The following is a 10,294-nucleotide window of genomic DNA, read 5'->3' as shown; positions in this document are numbered from 1 at the left end:
TTAAAAAAGATGATATTAATCTTAAATCAATAAAATATAAGATTGAATCTGATGATGAGGATTATCTTTTAGAGGAATCCTTAGCTAATTTCTATACAAAAGAGAAGGAAGCAAGAAGAAGAAAGGATATTTCTGAAAAGGAAGTTTTATGGATTGATGTTGGTGGTAATTGGAGAATTATGTCTGTAGATAATGACATTCTTAATTCCGTGGCCATGAAGTCATGGATAGATCTTCCCAATAGCTATAATTTATTACCAATGGGGCAGCATCGTGATCCAGACATTGATGCATGCGGTTATATTCCGTTCAATATAGGTGGAACGTTAATGGAAGATGACCTAACCGGTTTCTTTATATCAGGAGGAACATGGGGGTGCTTGGACAAATCTGGTAAAGTCGTAATACAACCAATATATAGTCGTAAAGTGTTCTTCTATAATGACCAAGTTGCAAGTACATATATCAATGGTATATTTAGTGGAGTCATTAATCAATTCGGGGAAAAGTCATTTGCCGAATTCGATAGTGTGCTCCCAGTAGATGAGGTTGTTGGTTATTATGATGTGTCACAGCAAAATAAACATGGAATCGTTAATAAACACGGAGAATTCATCTTACCATTAAACTATTTAAGTTTTGGATATCACACAAGTAAGGTAATTTGGGCACAAGACACATTGTCAAAAAAATGGGGATTGTTAAGATTTGATGCTACTATTGTATTACCTTTTATCTATGATAATATCAATAAGGCAGAAGATGGTTATTTTGTGTGTAAAAACGAGAAATGGGGAACTGTGAACCTTGAAGGAAAAGTTATTGTAGATACAAAATATCAAATAATAACAAGGATATCAAAATGTTATTATAATCCATCTAATCCATCTGCATATGAGGATTTAGATTATTTGTACAACAATTACTCTATAGTTGTTCTTGGTAATAATTATGAAGGTTATAAATATGGTATCGTTAATACACACTTTGTAAAACACTTCAGTTCTCAAACAATAACAATTGCATTTAAGGAAATTATTCCATGTAAATATGATGCCATATATTCAAAAGGAGGCAAGCATTATTCAGATGATGATTTGGTTGAAGCAGCAACAAATCAACGCGGCGCTCCTGATGGATTATTCGAAATCACAGATGTATATTTCGTCTTAAAACGAGAGCACATGCAATGTGATGGATATGATAAGAAGGGCAATATCACATACTCGTTTATTTGTGATGAATTTAATTCAAAATACAAAATTCTATCTCAAAAATACTATCTTAGAAACACGAAAAATGAATTTGATGACAGTCCGTATGACATATTAGAAACTATAGATTTCTATGATGGAACTTATTTTACAAAGAACATCTATCCTGATGATTGGGATGGATATACTTCTATTCCAGCAATAGGACAAGTAAATGTAAAGCACAAAATATCTTATTTAATTGGTAAAAGGGATGGCAAATGGTGTGTGTTTGATAATAGAGAATCTAATACGTTTGACTGCAAAAAGAATGAAGCAAGTGAATACTACTGCTTATACAATAATCGTCCGACGACAATTTTATTCAGCTATAAATGTGACAAAATCATTGAATTTGGCATCTTGCTTAGTGGAGAATATTTTGCTATAGTAGAAATAGAGAATTATAGAAAGTTATGTATTATTGATGATTCTAAAATAATATATGAATCTGATTATATGATAGAAATACATTCTTCATATAATCAACTTGCACTTTCAAAAAGATTAGACTTAGAGAAATATCTATATTTAAACGGATTAGGTAATAATTATTTTATTTCAAGATTAACCATTGATAAATGGCAGATTTTAAAGTACGATTACGCCTGTGAAAGTTACGGAGTAGGAATTTTCAAATCTCCAGAATTTGATTTTATTCGGTTTATAGATGAAACAGAAGTGGAGATTCATTTATACTACAAAGGGCGTACACTATATAATACAATGTCCACATTGTGTTGGGACAACATGCGACCAGATTGTAAACGATGGAAAGTATCACCTTATGAGGAACGAAATTGCAATTGGGTAGCTGTATTTGATTTTGACAAAGAGAAAGAAGGAATCGTAATAGAAGAACACGATAAATTGTCAGAAACAGAAAATCCTTCATATGGAGGTTATGACATTGTTGGAAAAGTCCCAGAGGAAATAATAATTCCATTTAAATGGGATTATGCAAGAGTCTTTTATAGCGAACAAAATCCAATAATAGTTGTTGGAAATTATACAGGTAAAAAAGTCGGAAACTTCTTAGGTGCTGCCAATGAAATAAAGTGTGCTATCTTGGATACAAATCAACGTCCTTTAAGCAGTTTCATATTTGACAGAGTGTCTGTTGGTTGGTCTTGCCAAGATTTGCGATTCCATATAGGTAATTATGGTGCCGATATAAATCTTGCAAAAGATGAATTTATCTATGCTGTTCCTTTTTTGAATTATGACTCATGTGATGAAGAAGGACATCGCATATGGGGAACTCCCTTTAAGAATTTGAGATGTTTTATTGATACTGAGACAACAGGTTTACCAATAAACGACAATCTGCCGTATACAGAATTGGACAATTGGCCTCATCTTGTTCAAGTTGCATTAATTATTGAAGATGACAACTATGGAATATTGGCAAAACGGAATATGATTTTGAAACCGAATGGGTATTCCATACCAGAATCATCCGCAAGAATACATGGAATATCCAATGCCCAAGCTATCAAAGTAGGAGAAGATAGAAAACATGTTATAGGTTTCTTAGATCAGGTTTTAAGTAATTCTAACATCGTTATAGGACATAATGTTTCCTTCGACTTAAATGTGGTTAAAGCTGAAATAATCAGAGTCAAAGGGATAGAAAATGCATTGTTCACTACAAAGAATCACAATGTAGTTGACACGATGAAAATGGGTATGAATATATGCAAAATACCTAATTTGTCATTCCATACACGTATGAGTCAGCCATATAAATATCCCAAATTGGATGAACTTTACTACAAATTGTTCAATAAGCACTTTAATAACCAACATGATGCTATGGCGGACGTACAAGCAGCATATGATTGTTATTACGAACTTAAAAGGAAATCACAATGATTAAATTGTATAACACAAATGTAGATGTTTTGGTGGTAAGGAAGTCAGACTATCAGAATAACAATATCGGCGATGGATATTTTATTGTTCCTAAAGATGAATGGCTTTGTGAAGATGATGGACTCAAAAGTTTTCATTTATTCCTAACCAAATTTGAAGGAAACAGAGTATCCTTATTTTTGACAAGTGAAGGGAATCCTGTTATTTTCAGAGAATTACCATTATCACGAAGAAGTGATTATATTGAGATATAAATATTACTGAAATAGAAAGAAGTATTGATTATGCTCGAACAAGAACTACAACAATATCTCCGTTGCAAATATCCGCAGGAGAATGCACGATGCGAATGGAAAGAGTTTAAGAACTTGAAGAACTCGTTCTGTGGGAACGAGAAAGACGATGTCATATCCTACGTGTCGGCAATCGCCAACATGGAGGGAGGCATCTTGTGATTGGCGTAAAGGACAAGACGCTTGAAATTGTTGGTACAGACATTTCAAGACTTACCTTTAATGGGCAGCCTGCAAACACGCAGTCAGCAACCTTCAAACTTACAGAACAATGCACTTATCTCTCTTCAGAAGGTCTAAGCATCGAGGAATTTGTAACTGAAGATACAAACAAGCTAGTATGGATAATACATATTCCAAAGCACTTGCCTCGTCGCCCAGTACTTGCCCACAAGAAGGCATGGCAGCGGATAGAAGATTCTTTGGTTGAAATGACTAACGAAAGGATGAGCGTCATCCTCGAAGAGCCTATCTATACAGCAAAGGACTGGTCTGCAGAAATTGTACCTGATGCTACAATAGACGATTTGGATGAGGTGGCCATTGCCAAAGCTCGAATGATGTTCAAGAAAGTCCATAGTCGCATACCTGCGGAAGAAGTGAATGCTTGGAATGTCCAAACGTTCCTGAGCAAGTGTGGATTGACGAGAAACGGAGGCATAACTCGGGCAGCCATCATACTGTTGGGCAAATACGAATCAGCTTTCAAACTACGTCCTGCCGTTGCACAGGTTACTTGGACTCGTAGAGACAAGAATCAGGAAGTGGTTGACTACGAACACTTCACAGTACCTTTTATATTGACTGTAGACGAAATTCTCTCAAAGATAGAGAACCTGACATTGCGTGAGATGCCTGGAGGTACGCTATTCCCCGATACTATGAAGCAGTATGACGACTACACCATTCGTGAGGCTCTTCATAATTGTATTGCCCATCAAGACTACACTCTTCAGCAACGCATCAATTTTGTGGAGAATCCTGGGTATCTGTATTATTCCAATGCTGGCACATTCATTCCTGGTACTTTGGAGAATGCTTTGCGAAATGAAGAACCTCAGACGCATTTCCGCAATGAATGTTTGTGTCGGGCTATGGTTGACTTCAATATGATTGATACCGTAAGTCGTGGTATCAAAAAGATGTTTAACGAGCAATGGCGCAGACATTTCCCTATGCCAGACTATGAGATTGACCAAATCAAGAAGAAAGTAGTTGTCCGCATCTATGGCAATGAAATCAACAAACGATACACTGATTTGTTGAAGACAAACGACACTCTTTCACTATGGGATTGCATCTCGCTTGACGCAGTACAGAAAGGAAGAACTATTCATGAAGACGTTGCCCAAGACTTGCTAAAACGTGGACTTATAGAGGGTGAGGCTCCGCATTACAGCATTTCTCTTAGTATTGCCAAGAACACGCATCAACTGCCTTCTTATACAAAAACAAAAGGATTGGATAAGGAGAGGTTGCGTCAAATGGTTCTACAATATCTCGGCAATGCTGGTGAAGAAGGTGCCAAGCGAGATAGTATATACGAATATCTAAAGGATGTGCTTCCAGCCAATAAGACGGAAGAGCAACAACTTCGCTATGTCGGCAGATTGTTAGTAGAAATGAATGAAGAAAATTCAATAGATAGAATCGGACTAAGATGGATTTTGAAATAGGAACGGTCGGATGTGAACAAATCCGACCGAAATCCGACCGAAAAATCCACAATCCGACCGAAATCCGACCAATGTCAACGTTGGAAATAGGTAGAAACGAATGATTCCGTCATAATTATAGCGAAGTTTTCAACGGAATTTATAGCGAAAGCGACTGATTATAGCGAAATCCGACCGACAAACCGACCTTTTCGGTCGAACTTAAAAACAACGGATATGTTATTAGGAAACAAGATAAAGGAATTAAGAATCAAACATGAGGTGCTGCAACGTCAGTTAGCAGCATATTTGGAGATAGATACCCCAATGTTCAGCAAGATAGAACGTGGCGACCGTAGGGCAAAGCGAAGCCAAGTGATACTATTGGCAAAGTATTTCCATATAGACGAAAAGGAAATGCTCACCCTTTGGCTTGCCGACAAGGTTTTGGATGCTTTGGAGGATGAAGATGAATTGAAACTTACAGCTATTGAAACCGCCAAATCCAAGTTAATGGATGTCAATCACTAATTTACAGCAAACAATTCGTCCTCAGGAGGAAATAAAGCAAGATTGATTTCTTAGCAAAGGGAACTTTATGGTATCATTTACGCTTGATGTCGTAAAGTTCCTTTTAATTTACAGGCACTTATAAAATACATACAGGTTCAAGTGCGGATACAGGTTACAATAAGGCGCAAAGAGCGTCTGAATCTTAAGGTGGCAGAATACTGCCGCCATACAAATCCGACAATGAAATGACAACAACAAAATTCCAAATACGATAATGAAAATAACGAGGACCATCCTGACCACCACTATTCTGTGCGCTACGCTGAGTGCCGCGGCGGGAGGGAAGAAAAAAAGCGTATTCATCCCTATGGACTACTCCACTTGCGGCTACCACGCCTCTGTGGGCGGTATTCCCGACGTGAGGAATGCCGTGTTCGTGGATTGTCAATCCGACGATGCCGATGCCAGCCTCCGTCTGCAACGCGCCATCGACTACGTGTCGCGACTGAAGGCAGACAAGCAGGGACACCGTGGCACGGTGCTTATCGGCGAAGGCACGTTCTATCTCGACAAACCGTTGAGAATCAGTGCATCGGGAGTGGTATTGAGAGGTATGGGAAAACGGAAGACGAAGCTCGTGAAGCGTGGCACCGACCGCGGTGCCCTCGTATATATCGAGGGACAAAGCGCAATGACAAAAGGTGACACGATAATGGTGGCTGACCAGAAACTGGCTGCCGGAAGCCTGAACATCACGCTCTCCTCCACTGCCGGAATCAAAGTTGGCGAGAGGATAATGGTTTTCAGACCGTCTACCAAGGAATGGATAGAGAGTCTGGGATGCAATGACTTTGGCGGAGGACTCGACTACACGGGATGGAAACCATCCGACATCGACATGAAGTGGACAAGGACTGTGGAGAGCGTAAAAGGAAACGTAATAACCCTCGATGCCCCCATCACGATGGCTATAGACCAGAAATACGGAAGGGCTATGGTCATCACCTCTTATAATAAGGGGGAGATAACGGAATGTGGTGTGGAGAACATGACGCTCGCCTCTCAGCACAACGACTGGAACCCGAAGGATGAGGACCATTGCTGGGACGGGGTGTGGATGAACAATGCCGGCGACTGCTGGGTGAGACGTACGGATTTCCTGCACTTCGCCGGCAGCGCCGTGAACCTGCAGAGGCAGACAAGGCGTATCACCGTTGAAGACTGCATAGCGAGCGAACCGGTGTCGGAAATCGGAGGCTGGCGCAGAAGGGTGTTCCTGACGAGGGGCGAACAGAATCTCTTCCAGCGATGCGTGTCGAAAGAGGGATTTCATGATTTTGCAGCCGACTTCGCAGCTCCCGGACCTAACGCCTTCGTGCAATGCGACGCCGAAGGGGCTCTCAGCTTCAGCGGCAGCGTGGGTTCATGGGCACCGGGACTACTGTTCGACGTGGTGAACATCGAGGGAGGCGACCTCTCGTTCCGCAATCTTGAAAACTGGCAGATGGGAACGGGATGGAACACGGCAAACAGCATGATGTGGCAGTGTACGGCATCAACGCTCTACTGCTATTCTCCTGACAAAGACAACCGTTCGAGCGCCAACGCCTGCTGGGGCACGATGACCGGCAACGGGGAATGGAGCGGCAGCAACGACGCCGTGACCCCGCGAAGCCTCTTCTACGACCAGCTGCAAAAGCGTGTGGGCGACAAAGGCAACAACGGTTATGTATATAACAGGAACATCACAGCATCGAGCAGTCCTACAATAGAGGTGGCACAGAGGCTCGCCATGGAATCGGTTACCACACCACGAGTGACGATAGAGATGTGGACTGACTCCATACCATACACTGCAAGCATCTCAGCAAACGGACTCAAGAACATCAACGACATAAAGTCAACAAACACCCACGGCAAATCACTGAAAGGCAGCGACGAGAACACCGTCAACAAGGCTTTCGCCATTTCAAACGGAAAGATGACATACGACGGCAGACTCATCGTCGGCAACCGATATGCCATACCTTGGTGGAACGGAAGGACGAAAGACAACTTCGTGGTAAAGGGCGCAAAACCTGCCATAACGAGATTCGTGCCCGGAAGGGAGGGCACGGGATGGACAGACCGCATCGACTCTGTGGTGACATTCTTGAAAGACAACGGATATGCCATGCTCGACAACCATTACGGACTATGGTATGACCTGCGCCGCATCGACCACGAAAGAGTGAAGAGAGCCGACGGCGACGTCAGCGCTCCATTCTACGAACAGCCTTTCACCCGCTGCGGCAAGGGCAGGGCGTGGGACGGACTGAGTCTGTATGACCTGACAAAACCAAACCTATGGTACTGGCAGAGGGAACGCGACTTCGCACAGGCTGCCGCCAAGGAGGGAATGCTGCTGTTCAACCAGAACTATTTCCAGCACAACATCATCGAGGCTGGCGCCCACTGGGTGGACGCTCCATGGCGACCTGTGAACAATGTGAACGGCACGAGCTTTCCAGAACCTGTACCTTTTGCCGGCGACAAGAGAGTGTTCATGGCAGAACAGTTCTACAACGAACAGGACCCTGCCCTGCGCCCACTGCACGAAGGATATATCCGCATGTGTCTCGACCAACTGAAAGACAACGGCAACGCCGTGCAGCTCATCAGCGAGGAATACACCGGACCGCTACATTTCACACGCTTCTGGCTGGAGACTATAGCGAAATGGGAAAAGGAAACGGGCAGACACCCCATGATAGCCCTCAGCTGCACTAAAGACGCACAGGACTCCATACTCGCCGACCCGCAGCTCTCAAAGGTGGTAGACATCATCGACATACGCTACTGGCACTACAACACCACCGGTCTCTGGGCTCCTCCTGCCGGCAAGAACATGGCCCCAAGACAGTTTATGAGAAAGATGAAAGTGGGAAAGACCGGATACAAGGAAGCATACCGGGCAGTAAGGGAATACACAAGTATGTTCCCTGACAAAGCGGTAACACTATTCGCACAGCAATATCCGCAGTATGGCTGGGCTATACTGATGGCCGGCGGATCACTGCCAAACATACCGGTAGACGACCAGAAATTCCTATCCGACGTTGCCAAGATGAAAGTAGTGGACAACAACCAGACTGCATCGGGGGCTTATGATATGATAGGTGACGATGGCATTGGCTATGTGGTTTACAGCCATACCGACAAACCTCTCTGTCTGACTGTCTCCACTGGGCGCTACAACATATTCTGCATAGACAAAACCAGCGGCAGCATAAGGTCTGTGGCAAAGAAAACTGCCATCAACGGAAGCTACACACTGACTGAAAGCAAGGCGGAACAGGTGTACTGGATAGAAAAGATATGAGAAAAAACATTGAAAACTGAATGACATAACGTCAGCGAAACATAACGAATTGATTAACGGGTATTGCAAAATGAAGTGCAATACCTGTTTTTTTTATAGAAAAACCAATTATTACCATAAAAACAGACTTGATATAAAACAATTGTATCTTTACAATTAGTATCTTTGCAACAACAAATCTATAAAACTCTAAAACAAACTATCCCGCTATGAGTGGGAACATTATAAAGCAGTATTTCTTATCAAACTATGGTAAACTTTTCGCAACTCTACGACAAACACGTGGACAGTCTGTTCTCGTTCGGATCTAAATTCACATCAGACCGCGAGCTCATCAAGGACTGCATACAGGACGTATTCGTAAAACTGTTCAACAAGAAAGAAGCATTGGACAAGGTGTGCAACATCGAGTCTTATCTCTATGTCTCGCTCCGAAACCGCATCAACGACGAGTTCCGCCGCCAGGTGCGCCTGTCAGACGAGGAGATAACCGACTACAACACCCGCCGACTTGCCGAACAGAATAATTCATACGACTTCGAGAAGATGGAAGAGGAGAAGAGGCGTAACGAGGCTATGGAACAATACATCCACAACCTGTCGCCACGCCAGCAGCAGATTGTACACCTTTATTATATAGAGCGTCGCAAATACGACGACATCTGCCAGATAATGGGCATCAGCTACCAGTCTGTGCGCAACCTGATGCACCGCAGCCTTAGCCGTATGAGAGAAATGGCTGCCGAGAACAATTGAGCGGACTGCAGACTGACATACTTGTCGATTTCTCTCAAAAAATATCTCAGTATATGAGTACATAGTCATAAAAGCCTCGTCTTATATGCGTAAAAAACATTGAAATAATACTGCTCATTTAAGACTCGACTGAAGAATATGACTGACAAGTACACACAATACGGGAAACGACAGACAATGCCACAAAGCGGCATAGGAACAACAGTACCTCTGTCGAAAAAAGAAAAGGCGGACTTGAAAATGCGAATCCTGTTTGCATTGAAGTCCGACGCATGACAAGAATGAAATTTATATTACAACTCTATACCAATTATCGTTTTTCAGGATACAAACATAGCAGCCCCAACCGGATGTCAGGACTGGTCTGAAAAAGACACATTATTCACAGCCTGATACCGTATGGAGGAGAAATACTAATAAAAGAAGGTGGGAATATGCGAATATTCCTGCCTTTCTTTTTATATTTTGAAGAAATGCCGTAACTTTGGAGCCGAATCGATCATCATGGAATGACTACATAAAAACGGCATTATGACCGTTTAGATGATGACCGCAAAGTAATAAGACTACTGACAAACAACTACAAGA

At 42.2% G+C, this 10,294-nt stretch carries 6 protein-coding genes and 1 pseudogene; all 7 read left to right on the top strand.

Annotated elements, in window-relative coordinates:
* A partial coding sequence (locus ST42_RS13140; protein WP_052488246.1) for a 3'-5' exonuclease occupies positions 1 to 3,128 on the top strand: 3,128 nt, incomplete at its 5' end.
* Positions 3,125 to 3,382 carry a hypothetical protein gene (locus ST42_RS05315; protein WP_042519785.1) on the top strand — a complete coding sequence of 86 codons (258 nt, stop codon included), beginning with the start codon at positions 3,125 to 3,127 and terminating at the stop codon, positions 3,380 to 3,382. The genes ST42_RS13140 and ST42_RS05315, both read left to right, overlap by 4 nt.
* A 30-nt stretch (positions 3,383 to 3,412) precedes the next feature.
* Positions 3,413 to 5,097, top strand: a pseudogene (locus ST42_RS05310) (RNA-binding domain-containing protein).
* Between the two features lie 216 nt (positions 5,098 to 5,313).
* Positions 5,314 to 5,607, top strand: coding sequence for a helix-turn-helix domain-containing protein (locus ST42_RS05305; protein WP_042519786.1), 294 nt, complete (start codon positions 5,314 to 5,316; stop codon positions 5,605 to 5,607).
* A gap of 256 nt (positions 5,608 to 5,863) precedes the next feature.
* Entirely contained in the window at positions 5,864 to 8,950 is a 3,087-nt protein-coding gene (locus tag ST42_RS05300) for a DUF6298 domain-containing protein (protein ID WP_052488245.1), read from the top strand.
* Between the two features lie 249 nt (positions 8,951 to 9,199).
* The gene (locus tag ST42_RS05295) at positions 9,200 to 9,706 is read left to right on the top strand and encodes an RNA polymerase sigma factor (protein WP_044072683.1); all 507 of its coding nucleotides are present in this window, start codon (positions 9,200 to 9,202) and stop codon (positions 9,704 to 9,706) included.
* 138 nt (positions 9,707 to 9,844) lie between these two features.
* Entirely contained in the window at positions 9,845 to 9,982 is a 138-nt protein-coding gene (locus ST42_RS14005; protein WP_156145794.1) for a hypothetical protein, read from the top strand.
* Positions 9,983 to 10,294 lie beyond the last annotated feature (312 nt).

Origin of the sequence: Prevotella pectinovora (assembly GCF_000834015.1) — a bacterium.
In the GTDB taxonomy this organism is placed as follows: Bacteria; Bacteroidota; Bacteroidia; order Bacteroidales; family Bacteroidaceae; genus Prevotella; species Prevotella pectinovora.
This window is presented reverse-complemented; position numbering and strand designations above follow the sequence as displayed.

What these genes read in the sequence shown, in the direction of transcription:
- ST42_RS05315 (WP_042519785.1), top strand. Translation starts at nt 3,125, where the DNA reads ATGATTAAATTGTATAACACAAATGTAGATGTTTTGGTGGTAAGGAAG.
- ST42_RS05305 (WP_042519786.1), top strand. Translation starts at nt 5,314, where the DNA reads ATGTTATTAGGAAACAAGATAAAGGAATTAAGAATCAAACATGAGGTG.
- ST42_RS05300 (WP_052488245.1), top strand. Translation starts at nt 5,864, where the DNA reads ATGAAAATAACGAGGACCATCCTGACCACCACTATTCTGTGCGCTACG.
- ST42_RS05295 (WP_044072683.1), top strand. Translation starts at nt 9,200, where the DNA reads ATGGTAAACTTTTCGCAACTCTACGACAAACACGTGGACAGTCTGTTC.
- ST42_RS14005 (WP_156145794.1), top strand. Translation starts at nt 9,845, where the DNA reads ATGACTGACAAGTACACACAATACGGGAAACGACAGACAATGCCACAA.